24 protein-coding genes and 2 pseudogenes are annotated in these 22844 nt (G+C 75.8%); 12 read left to right on the top strand and 14 right to left on the bottom strand.

Annotated elements, in window-relative coordinates:
* Positions 1 to 8 precede the first annotated feature (8 nt).
* Both KCH_RS28345 and KCH_RS28340 read left to right on the top strand, forming a co-directional pair.
* On the top strand, positions 9 to 851 hold the full coding sequence (locus KCH_RS28345; RefSeq protein ID WP_063750193.1) for a helix-turn-helix domain-containing protein: 843 nt from the start codon (positions 9 to 11) through the stop codon (positions 849 to 851).
* Between the two features lie 112 nt (positions 852 to 963).
* Positions 964 to 1389 carry a hypothetical protein gene (locus KCH_RS28340; protein WP_035867626.1) on the top strand — a complete coding sequence of 142 codons (426 nt, stop codon included), beginning with the start codon at positions 964 to 966 and terminating at the stop codon, positions 1387 to 1389.
* 58 nt (positions 1390 to 1447) lie between these two features.
* On the opposite strand, the gene KCH_RS28335 is transcribed toward KCH_RS28340, so the two are convergent.
* Positions 1448 to 2671 (bottom strand): MFS transporter, encoded by a 1224-nt coding sequence (locus tag KCH_RS28335; RefSeq protein WP_167574135.1) that lies wholly within the window; start codon positions 2669 to 2671, stop codon positions 1448 to 1450.
* 213 nt (positions 2672 to 2884) lie between these two features.
* On the opposite strand from KCH_RS28335, the pseudogene KCH_RS40150 reads away from it, so the two are divergent.
* Positions 2885 to 4111: pseudogene (locus tag KCH_RS40150) on the top strand (FUSC family protein); the annotation flags it as partial.
* A 290-nt stretch (positions 4112 to 4401) separates the two neighbouring features.
* Here KCH_RS40150 and KCH_RS47405 read toward each other — a convergent pair.
* Genes KCH_RS47405 through KCH_RS28320 form a run of 5 tightly spaced genes read right to left on the bottom strand, consistent with a single transcriptional unit; the run spans position 4402 to position 7835 of the window.
* Positions 4402 to 4629: a hypothetical protein gene (locus KCH_RS47405; protein WP_425268919.1), complete on the bottom strand. Its 228-nt coding sequence runs from the start codon at positions 4627 to 4629 to the stop codon at positions 4402 to 4404.
* On the bottom strand, positions 4605 to 5969 hold the full coding sequence (locus tag KCH_RS43505) for an FtsX-like permease family protein (protein WP_341865490.1): 1365 nt from the start codon (positions 5967 to 5969) through the stop codon (positions 4605 to 4607). Before KCH_RS43505 ends, KCH_RS47405 begins: the two co-directional genes overlap by 25 nt.
* Positions 5906 to 6757, bottom strand: a complete 852-nt coding sequence (locus KCH_RS45110; protein ID WP_244305747.1) for a hypothetical protein — start codon at positions 6755 to 6757, stop codon at positions 5906 to 5908. The genes KCH_RS43505 and KCH_RS45110 overlap by 64 nt, the downstream gene beginning before the upstream one ends.
* Entirely contained in the window at positions 6754 to 7038 is a 285-nt protein-coding gene (locus tag KCH_RS41705; RefSeq protein ID WP_157032215.1) for a hypothetical protein, read from the bottom strand. The genes KCH_RS45110 and KCH_RS41705 overlap by 4 nt, the downstream gene beginning before the upstream one ends.
* The gene (locus KCH_RS28320; protein WP_051653540.1) at positions 7038 to 7835 is read right to left on the bottom strand and encodes an ABC transporter ATP-binding protein; all 798 of its coding nucleotides are present in this window, start codon (positions 7833 to 7835) and stop codon (positions 7038 to 7040) included. The genes KCH_RS41705 and KCH_RS28320 overlap by 1 nt, the downstream gene beginning before the upstream one ends.
* Before the next feature lie 110 nt (positions 7836 to 7945).
* Between KCH_RS28320 and KCH_RS28315 the strand changes: the two are divergent.
* The 4 genes and pseudogenes from KCH_RS28315 (at position 7946) to KCH_RS28300 (ending at position 11248) form a co-directional block, all read left to right on the top strand.
* Positions 7946 to 9165: pseudogene (locus KCH_RS28315) on the top strand (sensor histidine kinase).
* Complete coding sequence (locus KCH_RS28310) at positions 9150 to 9797, top strand: response regulator (RefSeq protein WP_035867623.1); 648 nt, start codon at positions 9150 to 9152, stop codon at positions 9795 to 9797. The pseudogene KCH_RS28315 and the gene KCH_RS28310 overlap by 16 nt, the downstream one beginning before the upstream one ends.
* A gap of 181 nt (positions 9798 to 9978) precedes the next feature.
* Positions 9979 to 10497 (top strand): hypothetical protein, encoded by a 519-nt coding sequence (locus KCH_RS28305; protein ID WP_051653539.1) that lies wholly within the window; start codon positions 9979 to 9981, stop codon positions 10495 to 10497.
* An 82-nt stretch (positions 10498 to 10579) separates the two neighbouring features.
* Positions 10580 to 11248: a class F sortase gene (locus tag KCH_RS28300; protein WP_244305468.1), complete on the top strand. Its 669-nt coding sequence runs from the start codon at positions 10580 to 10582 to the stop codon at positions 11246 to 11248.
* 61 nt (positions 11249 to 11309) lie between these two features.
* On the opposite strand, the gene KCH_RS28295 is transcribed toward KCH_RS28300, so the two are convergent.
* The 3 genes from KCH_RS28295 to KCH_RS28285 are packed head-to-tail and all read right to left on the bottom strand — an operon-like array spanning position 11310 to position 14165.
* The gene (locus tag KCH_RS28295) at positions 11310 to 12854 is read right to left on the bottom strand and encodes a hypothetical protein (protein WP_341865421.1); all 1545 of its coding nucleotides are present in this window, start codon (positions 12852 to 12854) and stop codon (positions 11310 to 11312) included.
* A complete protein-coding gene (locus KCH_RS28290) occupies positions 12851 to 13750 on the bottom strand; it encodes an ATP-binding cassette domain-containing protein (RefSeq protein ID WP_035867620.1) in 900 nt (299 codons plus the stop codon). The genes KCH_RS28295 and KCH_RS28290 overlap by 4 nt, the downstream gene beginning before the upstream one ends.
* Positions 13751 to 13775: 25 nt before the next feature.
* Positions 13776 to 14165 carry a hypothetical protein gene (locus KCH_RS28285; protein WP_035867619.1) on the bottom strand — a complete coding sequence of 130 codons (390 nt, stop codon included), beginning with the start codon at positions 14163 to 14165 and terminating at the stop codon, positions 13776 to 13778.
* 336 nt (positions 14166 to 14501) lie between these two features.
* Here KCH_RS28285 and KCH_RS28280 point away from each other — a divergent pair, with 336 nt between their 5' ends.
* Complete coding sequence (locus KCH_RS28280; RefSeq protein ID WP_035867617.1) at positions 14502 to 14987, top strand: hypothetical protein; 486 nt, start codon at positions 14502 to 14504, stop codon at positions 14985 to 14987.
* Positions 14988 to 15143: 156 nt separating this feature from the next.
* Positions 15144 to 16298 carry a PRC and DUF2382 domain-containing protein gene (locus tag KCH_RS28275; protein WP_035867615.1) on the top strand — a complete coding sequence of 385 codons (1155 nt, stop codon included), beginning with the start codon at positions 15144 to 15146 and terminating at the stop codon, positions 16296 to 16298.
* A 7-nt stretch (positions 16299 to 16305) separates the two neighbouring features.
* On the opposite strand, the gene KCH_RS28270 is transcribed toward KCH_RS28275, so the two are convergent.
* From KCH_RS28270 to KCH_RS28260, 3 genes are all read right to left on the bottom strand, one after another.
* Positions 16306 to 17547, bottom strand: a complete 1242-nt coding sequence (locus KCH_RS28270) for an outer membrane protein assembly factor BamB family protein (protein WP_157032214.1) — start codon at positions 17545 to 17547, stop codon at positions 16306 to 16308.
* A 420-nt stretch (positions 17548 to 17967) separates the two neighbouring features.
* Entirely contained in the window at positions 17968 to 18663 is a 696-nt protein-coding gene (locus KCH_RS28265; RefSeq protein WP_084223966.1) for a response regulator, read from the bottom strand.
* A gap of 139 nt (positions 18664 to 18802) precedes the next feature.
* Positions 18803 to 19879 carry a sensor histidine kinase gene (locus KCH_RS28260; RefSeq protein WP_244305467.1) on the bottom strand — a complete coding sequence of 359 codons (1077 nt, stop codon included), beginning with the start codon at positions 19877 to 19879 and terminating at the stop codon, positions 18803 to 18805.
* A gap of 151 nt (positions 19880 to 20030) precedes the next feature.
* Here KCH_RS28260 and KCH_RS28255 point away from each other — a divergent pair, with 151 nt between their 5' ends.
* Together KCH_RS28255 and KCH_RS28250 are read left to right on the top strand one after the other, a co-directional pair.
* A complete protein-coding gene (locus KCH_RS28255; RefSeq protein WP_035867610.1) occupies positions 20031 to 20357 on the top strand; it encodes a putative quinol monooxygenase in 327 nt (108 codons plus the stop codon).
* A gap of 41 nt (positions 20358 to 20398) precedes the next feature.
* On the top strand, positions 20399 to 20929 hold the full coding sequence (locus KCH_RS28250; protein ID WP_035867607.1) for a GNAT family N-acetyltransferase: 531 nt from the start codon (positions 20399 to 20401) through the stop codon (positions 20927 to 20929).
* A 7-nt stretch (positions 20930 to 20936) separates the two neighbouring features.
* On the opposite strand, the gene KCH_RS41700 is transcribed toward KCH_RS28250, so the two are convergent.
* Together KCH_RS41700 and KCH_RS28245 are read right to left on the bottom strand one after the other, a co-directional pair.
* Positions 20937 to 21101, bottom strand: a complete 165-nt coding sequence (locus KCH_RS41700) for a hypothetical protein (RefSeq protein WP_157032213.1) — start codon at positions 21099 to 21101, stop codon at positions 20937 to 20939.
* Between the two features lie 184 nt (positions 21102 to 21285).
* Entirely contained in the window at positions 21286 to 22458 is a 1173-nt protein-coding gene (locus KCH_RS28245; protein WP_208865989.1) for an aminotransferase class V-fold PLP-dependent enzyme, read from the bottom strand.
* Positions 22459 to 22516: 58 nt separating this feature from the next.
* Between KCH_RS28245 and KCH_RS43500 the strand changes: the two genes are divergently transcribed.
* On the top strand, positions 22517 to 22844 hold a 328-nt coding region (locus tag KCH_RS43500; RefSeq protein WP_035867605.1), incomplete at its 3' end, for a hypothetical protein.

The following is a 22844-nucleotide window of genomic DNA, read 5'->3' as shown; positions in this document are numbered from 1 at the left end:
AGCCAGCCGTGTCCACCCCCGCCGTCAGTCAGGAGCTCGGCGCCTTCCTGCGCGCCCACCGCGAACGCCTCCAGCCCGCCGACGTCGGACTCACCGCCACCGCGCGGCGGCGCACCCCCGGGCTGCGCCGCGAGGAGGTCGCTTCGCTCTCCGGCGTCGGCCTCGCCTGGTACACCTGGCTCGAACAGGGCCGCGTCACCGCCTCCCGGCAGGTCCTGGAGGCGGTGGCGCGCGCGCTGCGCCTGGACGCGGCCGGCCTGCGGCACGCCATGCGGCTGGCCGGCTACCACGAGCCCGTCCCCTTCGACCGCACCGCCGAGCGGCTCGCCGACGCCGTCCGCCCCGTCCTCGACTCCTGGCCCGCCAGCCCTGCCGTGCTGCTCGACCGGCACTTCGACCTGCTCGCCTGGAACGCGGCCTGGACGGCGCTGTGGGGCTCGCCCGAGACCGTTCCCGCCGACCGCCGCAACCTGATGTGGCTGATGGCCGTCGACCGCCACCTGCGCAGCGTCCTGCACGACTGGGAGCCGCTCGCCATGAACGTCTTCCAGCACTTCCGCGCCCAGGCCGGCCCCGCCATCGCCGACCCGCGCACCGACGAGCTCTACCGCCGCCTCGAAGCGGACGCCCCCGACCTGCGGCACTGGTGGGGCTGCCACACCGTCGCCGAACTCACCGCCCGCGAGGTCCTGGTCGAGCCCCCGGCGGTCGGGCCGGTCCGGCTGACCCTCAGCTCCTTCCACCCGGTCGACGACCCCTCGGCGCTGGTACTGCTGTTCACCCCGCGGACGGGAACGGACGTCGCCCGCATGACGGACCTGACGAAGCGTCCGCTGCGGGCGACGGCGTAGGCCCTCTCCTCCGGATCCTGCCGGGCGCGCGGGCCGCCGGGGCGCGCGCTCTGGCGGCACCGGGCCCGGGCGGTGTGTACTGGGGCCCGGCCGCATCGAGGGGGTGGGGTGCATGTCGCACGGACCCGGTCCGGGAGCAGCGGAGCCGGAGCCCGCGGCGGAGCCGTGGCTGACCGGCGGTGAGGTGGCCGCGCTGTGGCCGGTGCGCACGGAGGTGCTGCCGCAGGCGGCCCGTCGCGCCGGGATCCGCGTCCGCGCGATCGGCGGGGAGAGCCGGGGCACCTACGGGGCGGCGCCGGTCTTCTACCGCTACCACCCGGGGGACGTCCGGCGGGCGGCGGCGGAGCTCGCGGAGCGGCGGATCGACCTTCCGCCGGCCTGGCGGACCGACACGCCCGAGGGCCGCCGGGCGGAGTTCTGGACCCGTCTCGGAGCGCGGGTCACCGGCGTCCTGACCCTGGCCCTGCTGCTCGCGGGGCTGGTGCTGCTGGTCGGCTCCGTGGGCTTCGTGGTCTACAAGGTGACGACGCATCACTGAGCGCCGGTGAGCCGGCGGGCGGGCCGGGGGTGTCCCCGCCCGCCCCCTGGTGGAGCGTTCACCGGTTGCGCACCCGCACCCCCAGTGCCCCGCCCGCGGCGATCAGGGCGAGCGCGACGCCGACGATCAGCGAGCCGTCGGTGACGTCGCCGAACGCGCCGACGGCCCAGGCGCCGAGGCCGGTGCCCGCGTACATCGTGGAGGTGAGCCAGGCGCTGGAGGTGGCGCGGTGCGCCGGGGCGACGGTACCGGCCAGGGTCTGCTGATCCGTCACGAAGGCGCCGGAGGCGGTGAACCAGAGCAGCACGCCGAGCAGCGAGAGGACCAGGCCGGGGCCGGCCACGGCCAGCGCGATGCCGGCGGCGAGCAGCAGCGCCCAGACCGGCAGCAGGGCGGGGGCGCGGCCCGCCGCGCGGGCCTTGTCGCCGAGCCGGCCGCCGAGCAGCGAGCCGGCCACGCTGCCCGCGCCGACCAGCACGCCGACCAGGCCGAGGGCCTGCACGGACAGGTCGAAGCGCTCGCCGAGCACCGCGCCGAGGAAGGTGTACGCGCCCAGGTTCGCCGCGTTGAAGACGGTGTTGACGAGCAGGGCGCGCCGCAGCGCCGGATCCCGCCAGCCGGCCAGGATCGCGCGGATCGCGCCGTCGCCCGCGGCGGCGGGAGCGGCTGCGGCGGGCGCGACCTGACGGAGCAGCAGCGGGACGGCGGCGGCGGTGCCGACGGTGAGCGCCCAGAACGCGGCGCGCCAGCCGGCCGCGCCGGCCAGCAGTCCGCCGAGCGGGACGCCGATGACCTGGCCGGTGGAGAACAGCGCCATGCCGAGCCCGAGGGCGCGGCCGCGGACCGCGTCGGGGGCGGTCTCGGCGATGTGCGCCCAGATCGCGGGGCCGGCCGCCGCGGCGGCGAGACCGGCCAGCGCGCGGGAGGCGACCAGCAGGGCGAGGTCCGTGGACAGCGCGGCGGCGGCGTTGGAGAGCACGAACAGCGCCGTCCCGACCAGCAGCGTCCGCCGCCGGCCGAACCGGTCGCTGACCAGGCCGAGGAACGGCGCGCACACCGCGTACACCAGGACGTACGCGGTGACGGTGGACGCCGCAGCGGCCTCGCTGACGTGGATCGAGCCGGCGATGGTCGGCAGCAGCGGGGAGACCAGGAAGGTCTCCGTCCCGAACAGGAACAGCAGCGCGAACACCCCGGCGTACCGCCGGCGCCGGAACGCCTCACCGCCCGGTGGGGCCGGCTGCTGCTCGGAGATCTGCGGAAGGTCGGACACGTCGCTCACGGCGACCACCACCTCGTCCGGTGTGTCGGCACGCGGCGCGTCCTCGGACCGCGGACGCCGTCGGCCGCGCGCGGGGGATGTGGGAGGTCCGATGCCGCCATCCTCGGCAGCCCCCGGGAACCCAACCAGACAGGCGTTCATCCTGTGACCGCCGCTCACACGCTCCGGGAGTGTCAGCGTGTGAGCGGTCCGCCGGGGGGATAGAAGGGCGGCATGCGCTTTGTTCCGGAGTCGGTGGCGGCGGTGGTGCGTCGCGGTGCCAGGGAACCGTTCGTGGTGCAGTCGGTCCGGGCCACGGTGGCGGCGACGCTGGCGTACGTGGTGGCGACCTGGCTGAGTCGTGAACCGGTGCCGCTGACCGCGCCGCTGACGGCGCTGCTGGTGGTGCAGGTGACGGTCTACTCGACGCTGAAGACCAGCGTGCGACGGGTCAACTCGGTGGTCGTCGGGGTGCTGATCGCGATCGGCTTCTCGACCGTGGTCGGCCTGTCCTGGTGGAGCCTGGGCCTGATCATCCTGGCCTCGCTGACGGTCGGCCGCTTCGTGCGGGTGGACGAGTTCGTCCAGGAGGTGGCGATCAGCGCGATGCTGATCCTCGGCGTCTCGCAGGTCACCACGCAGGCCTGGGACCGGGTGCTGGAGACCCTCATCGGCGCCGCCGTCGGCCTGCTGTTCAACCTGGTGTTCGCGCCGCCGGTGTGGGTCGACACCGCCGGGGAGAAGATCGAGGACCTGGCCCGCCGCGCCCGCCACCTGCTGCTCGACCTCGCCGAGGAGCTGGGCCGCCCCGTCCCGGTCGAGCGGGCCGCCGAGCGCCTGCACGAGGCGCGCCGGCTGGACCAGGCGATCGCCGAAGTGGACGGCGCGCTGCGGCAGGCCGAGGACAGCCTGCGGCTCAACCCGCGGATCAGCGAGGGCCTGCTGTCCCGCCTGGTGCTGCGCACCGGCCTGGACACGCTGGAGATCTGCGTCGTGGTGATCCGGGTGATCGCCCGCTCGCTCACCGACCTCGCCAAGCGCCGCGCCCCCGGCGAGCAGCTGTTCCGGCCGGACGTCGCGGTCGCCCTGGAGGAACTGTTCGCGCACATCGGCGGCGCGCTGGTGAGCTTCGCGGTGCTGGTCACCACCCAGGTCAGCCGCAACGCGGAGGAGGCCGAACAGCGCCTCACCTCCGAGCTCGCCGCCGCCTGGACCTGCCGCGAGAACGTCGCCCAACTGCTGCTGCGCCGCGTCCAGGAGGACCCGCAGGCCTGGCAGCTGCACGGCTCCCTGCTCGCCGAGGTCGACCGCATCCTCGACGAGCTCGACCTCGAACACCGCAGCCGCCGCCTGATGGAGGAACTCGACCGGGCCTCCGTCGCCAACCGCGAACGCTTCTCCCGCTACGCCGGCCTCCGCCGCCTCGCCCGCGGCGAACGCCTCCGCCCGGCCCGCCTGCGCCCCGCCGCCGCCCGGAGCGAACGGGCAGCTGACGACACGTCACCCGCCCCGGCGAGCCCGCCACGCGGACCGCCAGGCCGGCCCGCACGTCGCCCCCGGACACGAACCGAGGCCTCCCACCGGCGGCACGTCACCGACGGCACGTCACCGACGGCCGAGCGTGCGCCACGCGGCGGGCCGTCCGCGCGACCGGCCTGCGGACGACGGCCGCTGCCGGAGTCGGCAGGCGGGCGAGGCTGCCCGGCACGTCACTCCCGGGACACGGACCGACGCCCGACGCTGACCGCACGTCACTTCCGGCTCCGGGTGCGCCAGGTCGTGACGGTGCTCGCCGCCACCGTCAGCGTGAGCGAGCCGAGGACGGCCGCGGCGAGAGTGGGCAGGTGCAGGTGGGGGCCGAGGGGTGCGCCCGTTGCCTGGGAGAGGCCGGAGGCGGTGGCGGCCAGGGCGGGCAGGGCCACCAGGATGCCGAGCGCCGCGCCGAGGCCGACCGTCAGGGCGCTCTCGCGGGCGGCCAGGCCGAGCAGTTGGCGGCGGGTCGCGCCGACGGTGCCGAGGACGGCGAGGTCGCGGCGGCCGCGCCGTTCGCCGCGGCGAGCGCGCCGTAGCCGGTGGCGACGGCGATCAGCAGCGCGGCGAGCGCGTCCGTCAGGCGGGCGTCGGTGGCGTAGTCGTCCAGGGCGTAGCGCAGCGCGTCGTGGACGGCCGTGCCGGGGACGGCGGTGGCCGGGGCTCCGGCGGGGACGAAGATGTCGTCGTTCAGCGCGGCCGGGTCGTGCGCCCGCACCTGCGCGCGGGACATCACGAACGCGCCGCGCGCCGGATCGTCCGGCAGCACCTCGGCGATCCGCACCGGAACGGTGACGCCGTCCGCGAACCGCACCGCGCACTGCTGCCCGGCGGTGACGCCGAGCCGCTCGGCGAGGCTCCGGCCGAGGACCGCTCGGTCGGGCCGGTCCCACCCGGGGTCGCGGGAGCCGAGGACGTCGACGGCGGTGGTCGCGCCGCCCGCGGCCCGGACGAACGCCCGGACCGGCAGCGCCGCCTTGCCGACGGGGTTGGCGGCGACCGCCTCGTCCGTGGTGCCGGGGGTGCCGTCGTTCGTGACGATGCGCTGCCCGGCGAGCTTCAGCGCCTGGCCGGCCGGGTACGCGGCCCGCATGGTCTGCACGGTGCCGCTGAGCAGCACCGCGAAGCCGACGGCGGCGATCACCGGCGCGGCCACCGCGGCGGCGCGGCGGGCCGAGACCGTCAGCTCGCCGCGCAGCAGCAGCGGCCAGGCGGGGCGCAGCCGCAGCAGCGGTCCGGTGACGGCCCGGGCCAGCGGGCCGACCAGGGCCGGGGCGAGCAGCGCGGCGGCGGTGATCAGCGCGGCGGTGGCGGTGATCGCGGCGGCGACCCGGTCGTCGGCGGTGGCGGTCGCGGTGGCCACGGCGGCGCCCGCGCCGGCGAGCAGCGCGGCGAGGCCGAAGCCGGTCCGGAGGCGGCCGGTCGCCCGCCCGCCGTCGCGGCTCTCCAGCAGGGCGTCCAGCGGGGCGACCCGGGCGGCGGTCCGGCCGGACGCCCACGCGGCCAATGCGCTCACCGCGACGCCGACGGCCGCGGCGAGCAGCGGCGCCCCTGCTTCGTCACGGATCGTCAGGTCGGGCGGGGCGGCGTCCAGGTCGAGCAGCAGGCGGCCGAGGAGGGGTGCGGCGGCGAGACCGAGCAGGCCGCCGGCGGCGGAACCGAGCAGGGCGACGGCGACGGCCTCGCCGAGCAGCATCCGGCGGATCCGGCCGGGACCGGCGCCGATCAGCCGCAGCAGTCCCAGGTCGCGGCGGCGCAGCCCGGTGTGCAGGGCGAGCGTGGCGGCCACCACGAAGGCGGTGGTGAACAGCGCCAACGCGGCGACGGCGGCGAGCAGTTGGTCGGCGAGGAAGCGCTTGTGCTCCAGGTACCGGGGCTGGAGCGCGGCCCGGGCGGCACCGGTGAGCACCTCGGCGCGACCGCCGGTGACGGTGCGCGCGGCGGCGGCCGCCCGGGCGGGCCCGGTGCCGGGGCGGCGAGCAGGGCGATCGCCCGGACGCCGGGGGCGCGGGCGGCCGCGATACGGTCCTCGAACCAGTAGCCGGGGCCGTCGAGGGTGCCGGTGACGGTGAACTCCGCCCGCCCGGCCGTCAGGTTGACGGCCAGTCGGCTTCCGGTGGGCACGCCGAGCGCCGCAGCGATCACGACCTCGTCGCTGGCGGCCGGCGCCCGCCCGTCGACCAGCCGGTACGGCGCGAGCGCCGAAGCGGACCAGCCGTGCCCGGCCTCGGCGGCCCCCTGGTCGGGCACCGGACGGCCGTCCCGGAACGCCTGCGCGTAGAACGCCCGGTCGACCACCGCCCCCGCGATCCCCGGCTCGTCCCGGAGCGCGGCCAGCAGCCCGGCCGTCTCCTCCTCGCTCCACGGAACCCGGTCCGCCGGGCTGCCGTCGGGGTCGACCGCCCGGGGCGGCACCACCACGGCGGCAGCCCCCGCCAACCGCGACTGCACCGCGGGGGCGGCCGAGTTCCGCACGGTGAGCGCGGCCGTGATCAGCCCGGTCCCGACCAGCACGGCCAGGAAGGCCGCGAGGAATCCCGCCCACCGGCTGCGCAGTTCGGCAAGGATCAGCATCATCGCGCCACCTCCGGCCGGGTCACGCCGAGCACGAGGTTCTCCTTGGCTGCGGGCGATGCCGCCAGCAGAGCGAGGCGCAGTCCGCCGAGGCGCCCACGAACAACGGCCACCTGACCACCGCGCCAACTCCCGCCCCGGCCAGGCACGTCGGCGCAGCGCAGCAACCGGGCGCGCATGGCGCGAGGCGACTGACGGACCGTGTCGCCGACGGCGGGCCGGTCCGTGGTGGAGGGTCCCGTGAACTGCGCGCGGCCGCAGCGCGGTTCGGTGGCGCGCGGCATCACGCCACCTCCAGTTGTGCCATCCGGCCCGCGATCGTGGCCGTGTTGGCGGCGAGGCGGCCGGGGTGGAGGGTGAGGGATTCGGTGAGGCGGCCGTCCTTGAGGAGGAGGACGGTGTCGGCGACGGCTGCGGCGGCGGGGTCGTGGGTGACCATGACGGTGGTGCGGCCGTGCTGGTCGACCAGGGTGCGGAGGAGGTGGAGGACGTGGCGGCCGGTCGTGGTGTCGAGGGCGCCGGTGGGTTCGTCGGCGAAGAGGACGGCGGGGCGGGTGGCCAGGGCTCGGGCGAGGGCGACGCGCTGCTGTTGGCCGCCGGAGAGCTGGCCGGGGCGGTGGCGGGCGCGGTCGGCGAGGCCGACCGCGTCGAGTGCGGCGGTGACCTGCGCGGCGGGCAGCCGGCGGCGGGCGAACCGGGCGGGCAGTTCGACGTTCTGGGCGGCAGTCAGTGATTCGACCAGGTTGAACGCCTGGAACACGAAGCCGATCCGGTCGCGCCGCAGCTTCGTCAACCGCACCTCGTCCAGTGTCGTGAGGTCGTGCCCGGCGAGTTCGACGCGGCCGGAGGTGGGCCGGTCGAGGCCGGCCGCGCAGTGCAGCAGGGTGGACTTGCCGGAGCCGGACGGGCCCATGATCGCGGTGAGGGTGCCGGACGGGAAGTCGTGGGTGATGCCGTCGAGCGCGGTCACGGCGTTCTCGCCGGTGCCGTGCACCTTGCGGACGGCGTGCAGGCGCACCGGCGCGATCGGGCCGGGCGAGGTCGGCGGGCCGGGCGGGCCCGGGGGCTGAGTGGTCGTCATGGGGTCGATTCCAGCGGTCCGTCCGGGCTCCGGGCACGGGGCCGGGTACCACTTCGGAGGTAGTGCGGGCACTACCGCGCGCGGCGGGGACGGGCGCTAGAGTCGCCGGGATGCGTCCTCGAACGGCTTGGCAGGCGATGGCCCAGCGCCCGGTGGCCTTCCTCGGTTCGGGGTGGCCCTGGCGCTCGGCGGCGTACCTGGCGAGCGGGGTGCTGGTGGGGGCGGCCGCGGTCGCGGTGCTCGCGGCGGGGCTGGTCGCCGGGGTGGTGCTGCTGGTGGTGCTGGTCGGGGTGGCGCCGCTGCTGGGGTGGTGCTGTCGGCGACGGCGCTGGCCCGGCTGGAGCGGTGGCGGCTGCGGCTGGTGGACGTCGATCCGGCGCCGGATCCGCACCGCGCGCCGGACGGCCCGGGGCTGCGGGCCTGGGCGGCGACCCGGCTGACCGAGCAGGCGACGTGGCGGGAGCTGGGTTTCGCACTGCTGTCGGCGGCGGCCCTGTGGTGGCTGGACCTGCTGGTGCTGGCGTTCTCGTTCGCGCTGCCCGCCCTGTGCTTCGCGTCGACGGACGGCGCCACCTGGCCGTGGACGGTGTTCGGCGCGCTGGTGCTGCTGGCTTCGCCGTACACGGTGACGTCCTGGGCGGGCGCCCGGGCCGCGCTGGTGCGGGTGCTGCTCGCGCCGCGGGACCAGGAGCTGGGCGCGGCGCTGCGCGAGGTGCGGGCGTCCCGGTCGCGGCTGATCGACGCGTTCGACGCCGAACGGGTCCGGATCGAGCGCGACCTGCACGACGGCGCCCAGCAGCACCTGATCTCGCTCGGCATGACCCTCGGCCTGCTGGAGCTGGACCTGCCGGAGGGCTCCCCGCTGCGCGCCGACCTGGCCCGGGCGCAGCGTCAACTCGGATCCGCGCACGAGGAGTTGCGGAGCCTGATCCGGGGGCTGAACCCGCCGGTGCTGGCCGATCACGGGCTGGCGGCGGCGGTCCGCGAGCAGGCCAGCCGCTTCCCGCTGCCGGTCGCGGTGGACCTCGACCTGCCGGCCCGGCTGCCCCGGCAGCTGGAGCTGCACCTGTACTACCTGATCGCCGAGGCGCTGACCAACATCGCCCGGCACAGCGGCGCGCGCACCGCCGCCGTGCACGGCCGGCAGCGCGCCGACCTGTTCGTCCTGGAGATCACGGACGACGGGCGCGGCGGCGCCGATCCGGCCCGCGGCAGTGGGCTGACCGGCCTGGCCGACCGACTGACCGCCGTCGAGGGCCGCCTGCGGGTGTCCAGCCCGCCGGGCGGCCCGACCCTGCTCCACGTGGAGGTTCCGTGCCGCTTCGGGTGATCGTCGCCGAGGACGCCGTACTGCTCCGGGAGGGTCTGGTGGGCCTGCTGCAGCGGTTCGGCCACGCGGTCACGGCCGCGGTCGGCGACGCGTCGGCCCTGCTGACGGCCGCCCGCGCGGAGCTGCCGGACCTGGTCGTCACCGATGTCCGGATGCCGCCGTCCAACGCGGACGACGGGCTGCGCGCGGCCGTCGAGCTGCGCCGTGAGCACCCGGGCCTGCCGGTGGTGGTGCTCAGCCAGTACGTCGAGCAGTCGTACGCAGTGCGGCTGCTGGACTCCGACCGGGGGCGCGCGGTCGGCTACCTGCTGAAGGAGCGGGTCGGCGCGGTCGCGGACTTCATGGACTCGCTCGACCGGGTCGCGGCCGGCGGCACCGTGGTCGACCCGGAGGTGGTGCAGCAGCTGGTCCGGCTGCGGCAGGATCCGCTGGAGCGGCTGAGCGCCCGCGAGCGGGAGGTGCTCGCGCTGATGGCCCAGGGCCGCTCGAACGCCAACGTGGCGGCCGAGCTGTTCGTCAGCGACGCCGCCGTCAACAAGCACATCGGCAACATCTTCGCCAAGCTCGACCTGCCCGCCGACACCGACGGCCACCGCCGGGTGCTGGCCGTGCTCCGCTACCTGAGCGCCTGAGCCGGCGCGCCCCGGCGGGCCCGGTCCTGACGGGCCGTCGGAGTGGGGGCGGCTCGACCGTTGGGACGAAACGTCGTACCGGTGCGGAGTGTTGTGGCGGCGGGTCGGCGGCGGCCCGGTGAACCTCGTGGGGTGTCGGCGCGGTGCCGGCAGCTCCCGTCCACCCCTCCGGAGTTCCCCCATGGCCTCAACCCTGGCCGGGCGACGCCTGCTTGCCCTGCGCGCCACAGTCCTCGTCGGTGCCGCGGCGCTGCCGCTCGCGATGTCGGCGGCGCCGGCCGTCGCCGTGCCCGGCGACAACGGCATCGTGCGGATCCACAGTGCGAACGTCCCGTTCAACGACACCCGGGACGAGTCGAAGGTCTGCAAGTTCTACCTGGACGCGTTCAACTTCGAGACCGCGCAGCTGGTGTCCTGGGAGGTCGACCAGCAGCCGCCGACCGGCTCCGCCAAGGTGCTGACCGGCAGCATCACGCTGGCCGGCGGCCTCGGCCACACCAACAACCTGTCGCTGCCGAACGGCAGTTACAAGCTGGTCTGGAACTTCGTCGGCGCGACCGCGCCGGCCAAGCAGCGCTCCTTCACGGTCGACTGCGGCACCGGCGCCCCGGCGGCCCGCAGGCCGCCCCGCACGAGCGGCCCGCGCACCTGCCGGTCGGCGGCGTCGCGGCCGGTGCGGGCGGCTCCTCGCACGGGCTGAACCCGGCGGAGATCGCCGTCGGCGGGGCCCTGCTCGCCGGTGCCGGGTGGCTGGTGGCACGCCGGCTTCGCCGCTCCCGGCGTTGACCGCGCGTCGGCGGACCCCCGGCCGCCGGCGGTTCCGTGGCGCCGACCCGCTGGTGGTCGGCGCCACGGCCGTGGCGGTGCTGTGCGGCGGCTGGCTGGTGAACGACGGCCTGTCGAGCGCCGAGCCGCCGCCGCCCGCCGGGGCCCCGTCCGCACCCTCGCGCACCGTCTCGCTGGCGCCGGACTCGCCCGCGCTCGCCCCGTCCGAGCCGCGCCGGCTGCGCATCCCGTCGATCTCGGTGGACGCCGCGTTCACCGACCTCGGCCTGGACGCCAAGGGCGCGCTGGACACCCCGCCGGCCGACCGGCCGAACCTGGTCGGCTGGTACCGGGACGGCACCCCGCCCGGCGCGGACGGCACCGCCGTGGTGGTCGGCCACGTCGACGACCGCAGCGGCCCGGGCGTGCTGTACCGGCTCGGCCTGCTGCGCCCCGGCCTGACCATCGCGGTCACCCGGGAGGACCGGCAGGTCGCCACCTTCACCATCGACTCGGTGCGCTCCTACCCGAAGGCGGCGTTCCCGTCGGAGGAGGTGTACTCGACGACCGGCCGGGCCGAGCTGCGGGTGATCACCTGCGGCGGCCGCTACGACAAGAAGAACGGCTACGAGTCCAACACGGTGGTGTACGCGCACCTGACGTCCAGCAGCGCCGCCGCCACCTGACGCCCGCGCGGCCGCCGGCCGCCGCCGCGCTACCGCTTGACGTCGCGTCGGGCCGCGCCGGTCAGGAACGCCGCCCCGAGCAGGACCGCCGCGACGGCGGCGACCAGCAGCGGGCCGGGCCGTCCGGGCGGCCGGCGGCGGTGCGGACGGCGCCCATGAAGTCGACCGGCGCGACCTGGTTGACCAGCAGGTACCAGAGCGGCGGGTACAGCGCCTGGAACGGCCGGTGGCTGCGGGCCACCGCGCCGAGCCCGAGGGCCAGCGCCGGGACGAACAGCGCCCCGGCGAGCCAGTGCCCGGCCCCGGCGGTGTCGCCGGCGACGAGCATCCGCACCAGCGGTCCGAGCCCGGTCGCCGCCGCCAGCAGCACACCTGACGCCCAGTCGGCGAGCAGCCGCAGCCGGGGCGCGGGGTGAGCGGCGAGCAGTTCCTCCAGGCCGTTCTCGACCTGCTGGGTGCCCAGCCGGGACCAGATCAGCACCGGCCACAGCCACAGCGCGGGCAGCAGCAGCCCGGTGGTGACCGGCAGCGGGGCGGCGAGCGAGGCCGCGCCCGTCACTGCGGTGACGGCCCACCAGGGCCACCGCACGCCCTGCAGCAGGATCCGGGTCTGCCCGGCCAGCAGCCGGCCGAACGCCCCGGACCGGACCGGCGGGGTGTGCGGCATCCGCCCGAACGAGGCTGCCGCGGGCGCGAGTTCGGCGTCCGGCCCGGCCGCGGCGGGCTCGGGGACGGCGCGGCCGGGGTTGCGGGCCGGGTCGAAGCGGCCGAACCACAGCGCGGGCAGCACCGCGAGCACCGCCGCGAACAGCACCAGCGCCACCCGGGCCAGCAGGAAGCCGCCGGTGAACTGCGCGCCGTCCCAGGCGAAGGCGTGCAGCGGCTGCGGGACCTGGGTCAGGCCGAGGCTGAACTCGCTCTCCCCGGCGACGAGTTGCTGCCGTTGCAGGGCCTCGGACAGGGACTGCGTGAGCTGGTGCACGCCGAGTCCGCCGAGCGGGGCGTTCGCGGACTGCCCGCCGAGCACGACCGCCAGCGACACCACGAACCAGACCGCGTTGCCGAACCCGGCCCGCAGCGGCGGCACCGTCTCGAACAGCACGGCGGCCGCGGCGGTCAGCGCGACCATCGGCAGGGCCAGCACCACGAACGGGCCGAGCAGGGCGAGCGGGTCGACCGACCGGTCCTCGCCGCGGACGAGTTGCAGCACCAGTGCGGTGCCGGCCAGCACGCCCAGCATCGAGCCGAGCACCAGCAGGTTGGCGAGGAACTTCGCGGCCAGGTAGCCGCCGGTGCGCAGCGGGGTGGCGGCCAGGATCTCGCCGACCCGGCCCGCGGCGTCCCGGGCGATGCCGCCGCGCACCACCCAGAATCCGCCGACGGTGAGCCACAGCGCCCCGGCGAGCGCGGTCGCCGCGCCGACCCAGGCGCTGTTGTAGACGCCCCGGTTGCCGCCGACGTCGATGATCACCCAGCGGCTGTCGGCGGCGGGCACCGCGAGGTAGCCGAGGGCGACGGCGGCGAGCAGCGTCACCGCGTAGACCGGCCGGCGGACCCGGTCGCGGAAGTCCCCGGCGGCCAGCCGGAGGAGGGAGGAGCCGGTCACCGCAGCGCCTCCTGCCGGGCGGGCGCGCCGTGCACGGCGGCCAGGTAGGCGTCCTCCAGGTCCGGTGCGGCGGGCACCGCGTCCGGGGTGGGCGGGTGCCCGGCCAGGACGCGCAGCCGGACGCCGTCGCCGGTGCGCACGGCCCGGCCGACCAGGTGGCGGGCCTGGAGCCCGGGCACCAGGGCCGGGTCGACCACGGTCTCCCAGACCCGGCCGTCGAGTTCGCGCAGCAACTGCTCGGGGGTGCCGCGGCGGAGCAGCCGGCCGTGGGCGAGGACGGCGAGGTCGGCGGCGGCCGCTTCGACGTCGGAGACGATGTGGGTGGAGAGCAGCACGATGCGGTCGGCGGCGAGTTCGCCGAGCAGGTTGCGCAGCCGGACGCGTTCCTCCGGGTCGAGTCCGGCGGTCGGCTCGTCGACCACCAGGACCCGCGGGTCGGCGAGCAGCGCCTGGGCGATGCCGACCCGGCGGAGCATGCCGCCGGAGTAGCCGCGCAGCGGGCGGCGGACGGCCTCGGTCAGGTTGACCAGTTCGATCAGCTGGTCGGTCCGGGCCCGGGCGGAGCGGGCGGAGAGGCCCTTGGCGGCGGCCAGGTAGGTCAGGAACTCCCGTGCCGTCAGGTTCGGGTAGACACCGAAGTCCTGCGGGAGGTAGCCGAGTTCGCGGCGCACCCGGTCGGGCCGGTCGAGCGCGTCGGCGCCCCGGTAGCGGTAGCTGCCGCGGGTGGGGCGGGTGACGGTGGCGAGGATCCGCATCAGCGAGGACTTGCCGGCGCCGTTGGGGCCGAGCAGTCCGGTCAGGCCGGGGGCGAGGCTCAGGGTGAGTCCGTCGAGGGCGCGTTTGCCGCCCCGGTACTCCTTGGCGATGCCGTCGAGTTCGATGGTCAGGTCGGTCATGGGTGGGTCTCCGGGTCGGGCTGGCTCAGCCCTTGAGGTCGGTGGGGCGGCCGTCTCGGGTGACGGCGACGTTGCGGGGCACTTCGATGCGGAACCTGGCTTCGCAGTCGGCCAGTCCGGAGCAGCCGGCGTGCAGGTCGAGGGTGCCGTTCTCCAGGCTCCAGCTGAGCTTCTTGCTGCCGACCTGTGCGCCGGTGTCGAACCAGCGGGTGACCTTGACGTCGGTGCGGTCGGCGGGGATCAGGTCGGCGGGGTTGCCGTGCGCCTTGACGTCCAGGGCGGTGCCGGTGAACGCGAAGGTCTTCTCCTCGGGCTCGGCCCCGGAGGCGTCGGCGCAGCCGGTCAGCGGCAGCAGGGCGGTCACCGCGAGGGCGAGGGCGGGCAGGGCGGTCTTCGGGTGCGGGCGTCGGGTCACCGGTTCCTCCGGGCGGCTCGGTCGGTCACGGGGCCGAGCCTCCCGGATCGCGGGCCGGCTGCCATCTCCCGTTCGGCAGATATCCGGCGCCGTTGACGCTGTGTCAGCGGATCCGGGCGCCACCGGGTTGATGCGAATGCGAACGGGTGATTCCGGACCGCCGCCGGGAAACGCCCGATGGCCGTGCATCCCTTGCCGGGCACGGGTCCTGACGGGGAGTGCGGCATCTCAAACCTTCAGTACGGACCGTGAGCACGGGCCGCCCCGACTGTCCGATTTGTGGTGGTGTGGGCCCCGCGTCCGGGCGCTCGGCCCGGACCCGAACCGGAGGAATCCATGTCTCGTACCGCCAAGGGGCTCGTCGCACTCGCCATCGGCGCCGCCGTCGTCGCCGGAGTTCCCGCGCTGGCCGGCGCGTCCACCACCGAGACCCACCGGGCCGCCACGCCGCCCACCCTGAACCTCGACTTCAGCGGCACCAACTCCGAGGCCGGGGCGGCCACCGCCGTCGGCGCGGGCTTCGGCGGCACCGCCACCATGACGAACGCGGCCGGCACCGGCATCGGCACCGCCTACGACATGTGCGACAAGGACAAGCTCAGCCTCAACGCGATCACCGCCTTCTGTACCGTCGACCTGGCCTTCGTGACCGGCGACCAGGTCACCTTCTCCGCCGTCGTCCCGATCCAGGACCCGCTGACCGCGACCTACCCGATCAGCTTCGACGGCGTCATCACCGGCGGCACCGGCGCGTACCAGGGCCTGACCGGCGCGGTGCACATCTCCAACACCGACCTCGGCAAGTACAACCTCACCTGGTAGCCCCCGGGCCCCACCGGAGGGGAGTCGCCACCGCGGCGGCTCCCCTCCGCCGTGCGCGCCGACCGGGGCGCTCCCGACGTTCGGCCTTCGGACGTTTGGCCTGCGCGCGGGTCGGTCATGCGCCCTGGTGCCGCAGCGTGAAGGAGGCGTGAATTCATGATCACCGAGCGACAGATCCGTTCCATGCTGCACCATCCCGTCCACGACGCCGAGGGCAACAAGATCGGCAAGGCGGACCACCTCTTCCTCGACGACGCCACCGGCAGACCGGAGTGGGTCAGCATCAAGACCGGCTGGTTCGGAACCAGCGAGTCCTTCGTGCCGATCCATGACGCACAGGTCGTCGACGACCACCTCCAGGTCCCGTTCGCGAAGTCCAAGGTCAAGGCCGCCCCGAACGTGGACGTGGACCGCGGCGGACACCTCTCCGAGGCCGAGGAGCGGCGACTCTACAGCCACTACGGCATCGCCTGGGACGACGCCTGGAAGGCCGCCAACCAGCCCGGCGAAGGCGGTTGGGCCCACCGCGACAGCGGCAGCGCGGGCACGTCCGGCACCGGCAAGGCCGGCGCGGCGGGCGCGGCGGGCGCGGCCGGAGTCGCGGGCGCGGCGACGGCGAAACCCGGCACCGGCCGGACCCCGACCGGCGGCACCGGCGGCACGAGCACGAGCAGCACCAGCACCAGCGGCACGAGCACGAGCGGCACCCGCCCCGCCACCGCCACCGGGACGGGCACAACCGGCCTGGCGGGCACCGGGCTTGCCGCCACCGGCGGTGCGACGGCCGGCGCCGCGGCGTCCGGCGGCGCACTGGGCGGCCGTTCGAAGGCGACCTCCGGCGCGACCGGCGCCCGGGCGGGTGGCCGGACGGACGCCCGGGCGGCGCAGGACGAGGCGATGACCCGCTCCGAGGAGCGGATGCACGTCGGCGTCGAGCGGTACGAGACCGGGCACGCGCGGCTGCGCAAGTACGTGGTCACCGAGGAGGAGCGGCAGACGGTGCCGGTCCGGCACGAGGAGGTCCACGTCGAGCGCGAGCCGATCACCGAGGCGAACCGCGGCGCGGCGATGTCCGGCGAGGCGATCTCGGAGGCCGAGTACGACGTCGTCCTGCACGGGGAGCGCCCGGTGGTGCGCACCGAGGCCGTGCCGGTCGAGCGGGTGCGGCTGGTCACCGAGGAGCACGTCGAGCAGCGGACCGTCACCGGCGAGGTCCGCAAGGAGCGCATCGAGGCCGAGCTGCCCGGGGAGAAGAAGTCCCGGCCGGTCACCGGCCAGGACCGGGGCGACTCCGCGGCGGCGGCCGGATGACGGCGCGTCAGAGGGTGGTGCTGTAGGAGTCCACGGCGAAGCTGCCGGACAGGTCGGGCGGCTCGCAGGCGGTGAACAGGCGGCCGCTCTCGCCGGCGACCTCGCAGGAGGAGGCGATGCCGGGGCTGCGCCCGTCCGGGCGGGCCAGTGCGCCGACCGTGGTCCGCTGACCGGAGGCCAGGTCGTAGGCCACCAGGTCCTGGTGCGGGGCGACCGCCTTGTCGGCGCCGTCGGTGACGAACAGCACCTTGCCGTGGTCCTCGCCGACCAGCCGGAAGTGCGAGCCGTACGGGGTGCGCCAGAGCAGTTTGCCGGTGGTCAGGTCGAGCGCGCCGAAGCCGTCGGTCTGCTCGTACTCGGCGATCAGGACGTGCTTGCCGACGACCGCCCGGTACCGGCCGCTGAAGTTGAACTTCTCGAGTTCGCCGGTGAGTTCGACGGTCGGGCCGGGGCCGTCGGTGCCGAAGGTCTGGATCGCCGCGGGCCCGGAGTCGCTGTCGAACAGCACGGTCAGCGGCTCCTCGCCGAGCACCGCCTGCGCGGAGCGGCCGTTGCCGGGGTAGGTCTTGTTGCCGCCCTTGTCGTCCAGTTGGGAGAAGACCGTGACGCCCTCGCCGGGGCAGTCGCTGGTCATCACGCCGTGGTAGTCGCCGAGCGCGTACCCCTTGGTGCAGTCGCCGCTGTGCGGGGCCGGCCTGGGCAGCGACTTGGGGGTGCCCAGGCGGGCGTCGAAGCGGGCCAGGGTGCCCTGGCCGAGGTCCGCGGTGATCATGTTGTCGTTGACGGTGAGGACCGGGTCGTTGCTCCGGGCGTTGCCCGCCAGGTTCTTCGACCAGAGCACGGTGCCGGTGTTGGTGTCGACCGAGGCGATCACCGAGCAGTCGCCGCCGCCCGCGTCGTACGCGACCGCGCCCGTCCCGTTCGCGGTCGCCCGCCAGGACATCGCGCAGGGCTGGCCGACGTGCTCCGGCGGCTTCAGCGTCCACTTCTGCATGCCGGTCGCCGGGTCGTAGCCGCGCACCCCGCCGCCATCGCCGTACACCACGGTCTGGCTGGTGGACCACAGGCCGGGCAGGCCGGTGCGCTTGGTGCCGGTGACCATGGTCCGCTTCTCGGACTGCTCCCACTGCCGGCTCAGCGCGTTGCCCGGCAGCCGCTCGCCGCCCGCGGCGGACGGGCCGTCGCCACGCTGGAGGAACCACCAGCCGCCGGCGCCGAGCAGGGCCAGCACCACGACGACCGCGAGCACGGCCACCGCCGCGGCCGGGCCCCTCCCCGCCGCGCGGGCGCCGGACCGGGCGGCTGCCCCAGCCGGGCTGTACGGGCCCGGGGCCGCCCCCGGCGGCCCGGGCGGTACCGGTGCGGCCGGCGGCGCCGGCGGGACGGCCGGGGCCGGCCCGGCGGGCTGCGCGTAGGGGTTCGGCGGGGGCGGCGGCCCCACCCGGGCGGTGCGCCCGCCGGTCCCGCCCAGCCGATGTCGCCGTCCGCGCCGCTGTTGTTCGTCATGCCCCCGTTGCCCTCTTCGTCGGTCCGCCCGGCGGCACGGTGCGTGTGCAACCGGCCGCCCGGTCCGGGGAGTGTAGCCACGGGCTTCGTGACGGGTCGTCAAACCAGGGGTTGACTCTGCTGGTCCGGCTACGGCGCTGGTTGGAGCGTCCGGCGGGCCCGGCTAGCCGGTGCGGTCGCGGCTGCCGGGCGTCACCAGGCCGCTCTCGTAGGCGACCACCACGGCCTGCGCCCGGCTGGCCAGGCCGAGTTTGGACATCACCCGGTTCAGGTGGGTCTTGACGGTGGCGACGGTGACCACCAGCCGGCCGGCCACCTCCTCGTTGGTGAGGCCCTGGCCGACCAGGTGCAGGACGTCGGTCTCCCGGTCGGTGAGCGCCTCCAGGCCGGTGGTGCGGTGGCGGTCCGGGTCGGCGCGGGCGGCGAAGGTCTCCACCAGCCGGCGGGTGACGCTGGGCGCGAACAGCATCTCGCCGGCGGCGATCAACTCCACGGCGGCGAGCAGCCGTTCGGGCGGGGTGTCCTTGAGCAGGAAGCCGCTGGCGCCGGCCTTCAGCGCCGCGAAGACGTAGCTGTCCAGGTCGAAGACGGTCAGCATGACGACCTTGGGCCTGGGTTCGGCGGCATCGGCGAGGATCCGTTCGAGCGCGGCGATGCCGCTGATGCCGGGCAGCCGGATGTCCATCAGCACCACGTCCGGGCGGTGGCGGGCGGCCAGTTCGACGGCCTCCTCGCCGGTGGCGGCCTCGCCGGCCACCTCCAGTCCGGGCGCGGCCCGCACCAGGGCGGCCAGCCCGGCCCGGATCAGCACCTGGTCGTCCACGATCAGAACGGTCGTCACCCGCGCCGTCTCCCCCATGCCGGCGGGGCGGCCCGGCGCCGCCCCTACGCGTCGGCCGCCGGGACCGGGAGCGAGAACACCACCGCGAACCCCCCGTGCGGCCGAGGGCCGGCGTCCACCGACCCGCCGTAGAGTTTGACGCGTTCACGCATCCCGATCAAACCGAGCCCCCCGCCGGGCAGTTGGGGCCGGGACCGCCGCCCGCGCCGTCGTCGCCGACCTCGGCCTCCAGCCGGTCCGCCCCGTAGTGCAGGGCGACGGTGACCCGGGCGGCCGCGCCGGCGTGCTTGAGCACGTTGGTCAGCGCCTCCTGGACGACCCGGAACGCGCACAGGTCGGCGCCCGGGGCGAGCGGGCGCGGCCGGCCGGTGACGGCGACCCGGACGTCCAGCCCGGCGGCGCGGGAGCGGTCGACCAGCTCGTCCAGGCGGTCCAGGCCGGGCGCGGGCAGGTAGGGCCCGTCCTCCTCGACGTCCGGGGCGACCCGCAGCACCCGGAGCAGGCCGCGCATCTCCTCCAGCGCCTCCCGGCTGGTCGCGCCGATCGAGGCCAGCGCGGCCTTCGCGGCCGCCGGATCGGAGTCGAACACGTACCCGGCCAGGCCGGCCTGCACGGCCAGCGCGGACAGGTGGTGGGCGACCACGTCGTGCAGCTCGCGGGCGATCCGGACCCGCTCCTCGACCACGGCGTGCCGGGCCCGCAGCTGCTGCTCCTGCCTCAACCGCTCGGTCAGCTCGGCGAGGCGGGCGTTGCGCTCGCCCAGGCTCCGCACGCCGGTGGCGAACACCCACACCCCGCCCAGGCCGAGCGCGGCCTGCGCCACCGACACCACGACGCCCACCCGGGCCGCGAACCCGGCCGCCAGCCACAGGCCGCCGACCACCAGCGCCGCCGCACCGGCCGCCGGCCTGCGCGGGCGGCGCACGAGCACGCTGTAGCCGGCCAGCAGCGAGGACCACGGGTTCATCGAGGGCTGGTACCCGGCGGCCAGGAACACCAGCAGTCCGGCGGAGGACACCAGCAGCACCGTCCACGGCGCCCGCCGGCGCAGCGCCAGCGGCAGGGTCACCAGCAGGCAGAGCGCGACCGCGGCGGCGTCGAACGGCCGCCAGGACTCGAACCGGTAGCGCTCCTGGTAGGCCTCCCAGGAGTAGACCACCGTCACCGTCGCCAGCACCGCCGCGAGCAGCGTGTCGACCACCGTCGGACCGACGCGCAGCCGTCTTCCGCCCATCTGCACGAGGGCAGCCTAGACACCCCGGCGGGGCGACACGTCAACCCTGGGGTTGACCCCGGTGCGGGTGTGACGGCGCAGGTGGGGGAGAGTTGGAGCCGACACGAACGATGTCCGGGGCGCCGTCCCCGGAGCAGGAATGGAGACCCCTGTGATCTTTATCGCGGTGAAGTTCACCGTCCGCCCCGAGCGCAGCGAGGAGTGGCTGGACCTGGTCGCGGACTTCACGGCCGCCACCCGCGCCGAGCCCGGCAACCTGTTCTTCGAGTGGTCGCGCAGCGTGGAGGTGCCGCACCAGTTCGTGCTGCTGGAGGCGTTCGCCGACGACGAGGCCGGTTCGCAGCACGTCAACTCGGCGCACTTCAAGGACGCCATGGCGAAGATGGCCGGCGCGGTCGCCACCACCCCGGAGATCGTCAACGTGAAGACCGACGGCAGCGGCTGGTCCGAGATGGCCGAGCTGCGGCCCGCGAACTGACGCTCCCGGTCGGGTCGGGCGCCGTCGGTACGATCCGGACGATGAGGATTCGCACCGGGGGCGCCCGCGACGCCGGGGACATCGCCCGCCTGCACACGGCGAGCTGGCAGCACGCGTACGCGGGCCTGATGCCCGCCGACCACCTGGCCGGCGAGGTCGCCGCGGAGCAGCGGGCGCTCTGGGAGCGGCGGTTGGCGGACGGCGCGGACGGCGGGTACCTGGCGCTGGTGGAGGACGGGCCGGCCGTGGCCGGGTTCGCCTACGTGGTGCCGGAGCCCGGCGGCCGGGTGCTGCTGGACAACCTGCACGTCCGGGCGGGGCTGATCGGCTCCGGGGTGGGGCACCTGCTGCTGACCCACGCCTTCGACTGGACGGTGCGTCAGCACCCCGGCAGCGCCCTGTACTTGGAGGTGCTGGCCGGCAACGCCCGGGCGATCGCGTTCTACGAGCGGCACGGCGGCGAGGCCGTCGAGCGGCTCGACGTGGACTTCCCCGGGTTCCGGCTGCCGGGCCTGGAGTACGCCTGGCCCGCCCCGGTGCTCGCCGCGCGGGCGGCGGCCGGGGCGGGCTGAGACGCCGTCAGGCCTGTTCGTGCGGATCCGGTGGGGCGCGGGCGAGCGTGGCGACGTGCTCGGCGACCTGCGCCCCGGCGGGGGCGTTGAGCAGCACGAACCCGGCCCGGGTGGCCGCGTGCACGGCCCCGTTCCCGGCCTCGCCGACCTTGGCCCGCACCTCGACGGGCATGACGCCGGGCGGCGCGCGCCGTTCCTCGGCGGTGCCGAGTGCGACGATGGCGCAGCCCCGCGTCAGGGCCGGCCGGGCCGGCCGGCAGCGGGAGGTCCGTGCCGCGCAGCCGGAAGATCACCTCGCGGGCCCCACGGGGAGGCGGCGCGGTGGACGGGGCCCGGGCCGCCCCGCGTTCCCGGTGTCACAGCTGGGCGACGCAGTCGAGCAGTCGGCCGAGCTCGTCGTCGGTGTTGTAGTAGTGCGCGGAGGCCCGCACCACGTCGGACGGCTTCCCCGGGCGGATGTCGAACCGGGCACTGGACGGCTGCGAGGCCGACACCGTCACGCCCGACGCCCGCAGCCCGTGGACCAGTTGCTGCGCCTCGCGGCCCTCCTTGGTGAAGGTGACGATGCCGCTGCGGACCTGCCCTCGGTCGTGGACCCGCACCCCGTCGAGGTCCGACAGTCCGGCGCGCAGCCGTTCCGCGAGGGTGTCGACGCGGGCGCGGATCGGGTCGAGGCCGAGGTCGAGGGCCTCGTCGACGGCGGCGCCGAGGCCGAGCAGGTCGGCGACGCTGCGCTCCCAGGTCTCGAAGCGGCGGGCGTCGGGGCGGATCTCGTAGCTGTCGGGCCCCGTCCAGGTGGCGGAGCGCAGGTCGAGCGCCGGCGGTTCGAGCTGCGTCACCACCTCCCGGTCGACGTACAGGAAGCCGGTGCCGCGCGGGCCGCGGAGGAACTTGCGGCCGGCGGCGGACAGCAGGTGGCAGCCGAGTTCCCGGACGTCCAGCGGGAGTTGGCCGGCCGTCTGGCAGGCGTCCAGCAGGTAGAGGGCGCCGGCCCGGCGCGCCAGTGCGCCGATCTCGGCGGCGGGCTGGACCAGGCCGTCGTAGGTCGGCACGTGGTTGACGGCGACCAGCCGGACGCCGCCCTGCGCCAGCATCTCCGCGAGCGCGTCGAGGTCGACCTGCCCGTGCTCGTCGTCGGGGATCGGCTCGACGACGACGCCGTGGCGCCGCTTGGCCTGGAGGAACGCCAGGCCGTTGGACGGGTACTCGCTGCGGGAGGCGAGGATCCGGTCGCCGGGCCGGAAGTCGATGGCGTGGAACGCCATGTCCCAGGCTCGGGTGGCGCTGTCCAGCAGGGCGATCTCGTCGGGGCGCGCGTTCAGCAGGCGGGCCACCGAGGCGTAGACGCCCTCCACCCGCTCGTGCTCCCGGTCGGCGGCGGCGTAGCCGCCGATCCGGGACTCCAGCAGCAGGTGGTCGACGACGGTGCGGGTGACGTTCTCGGTGTGCAGACCGGAGCCCGCGTTGTCGAAGTAGGCGGTCTCGGTGCAGCCGGGCGTCAGGGCCCGCAGGTGCGTGATGTCCATCATGCCAACTCTCTGTCGGGCCCGGACGGTTCGGGCCCGTTCGTCCTGGAGGCCGGCGACGATGTCGCCGGCCCGGTTCGCCGTGGTGCGGAGCAGCGGGTCGGCGGTCCCGCGGGTGGCTTCGTCGACACCCTGCGGGCCGGGGCGCGCGATCGCGCTCCCCGGTGCGGACCCGGTAGCGGCGCTGCACCGTCACCTCGGGCAGCCCCAGGGCTTTCTGTACCCCACCCACTGCGGCGGACATGCCCGGCTCGCGCGCGGTTCCCAGCAGGACGCGATCGCCGGCGGGTTCGGTGGGCTCGCCGCCGAGCCGGTCGCGCCGGGTCGGCACCACGCCGTCGGCGACGGCCGCGACCACCTCGGTGGCGGCCAGGATGCGCGTCACCCCT

This window comes from Kitasatospora cheerisanensis KCTC 2395 (assembly GCF_000696185.1).
GTDB classification, from domain to species: Bacteria; Actinomycetota; Actinomycetes; order Streptomycetales; family Streptomycetaceae; genus Kitasatospora; species Kitasatospora cheerisanensis.
The sequence above is the reverse complement of the archived record's forward strand: the minus strand, read 5'-3'. Positions and strand labels throughout refer to the sequence as shown.

Bases quoted from the DNA above. Each gene is read 5' to 3' on its own strand.
- KCH_RS28340 (WP_035867626.1), top strand. From the start codon at position 964: ATGTCGCACGGACCCGGTCCGGGAGCAGCGGAGCCGGAGCCCGCGGCG.
- KCH_RS45110 (WP_244305747.1), bottom strand. From the start codon at position 6,757: ATGATGCTGATCCTTGCCGAACTGCGCAGCCGGTGGGCGGGATTCCTC.
- KCH_RS41705 (WP_157032215.1), bottom strand. From the start codon at position 7,038: ATGCCGCGCGCCACCGAACCGCGCTGCGGCCGCGCGCAGTTCACGGGA.
- KCH_RS28320 (WP_051653540.1), bottom strand. From the start codon at position 7,835: ATGACGACCACTCAGCCCCCGGGCCCGCCCGGCCCGCCGACCTCGCCC.
- KCH_RS28305 (WP_051653539.1), top strand. From the start codon at position 9,979: ATGGCCTCAACCCTGGCCGGGCGACGCCTGCTTGCCCTGCGCGCCACA.
- KCH_RS28290 (WP_035867620.1), bottom strand. From the start codon at position 13,750: ATGACCGACCTGACCATCGAACTCGACGGCATCGCCAAGGAGTACCGG.
- KCH_RS28280 (WP_035867617.1), top strand. From the start codon at position 14,502: ATGTCTCGTACCGCCAAGGGGCTCGTCGCACTCGCCATCGGCGCCGCC.
- KCH_RS28275 (WP_035867615.1), top strand. From the start codon at position 15,144: ATGATCACCGAGCGACAGATCCGTTCCATGCTGCACCATCCCGTCCAC.
- KCH_RS28265 (WP_084223966.1), bottom strand. From the start codon at position 18,663: ATGGGGGAGACGGCGCGGGTGACGACCGTTCTGATCGTGGACGACCAG.
- KCH_RS28260 (WP_244305467.1), bottom strand. From the start codon at position 19,879: ATGGGCGGAAGACGGCTGCGCGTCGGTCCGACGGTGGTCGACACGCTG.
- KCH_RS28250 (WP_035867607.1), top strand. From the start codon at position 20,399: ATGAGGATTCGCACCGGGGGCGCCCGCGACGCCGGGGACATCGCCCGC.
- KCH_RS41700 (WP_157032213.1), bottom strand. From the start codon at position 21,101: ATGCCCGTCGAGGTGCGGGCCAAGGTCGGCGAGGCCGGGAACGGGGCC.
- KCH_RS28245 (WP_208865989.1), bottom strand. From the start codon at position 22,458: ATGATGGACATCACGCACCTGCGGGCCCTGACGCCCGGCTGCACCGAG.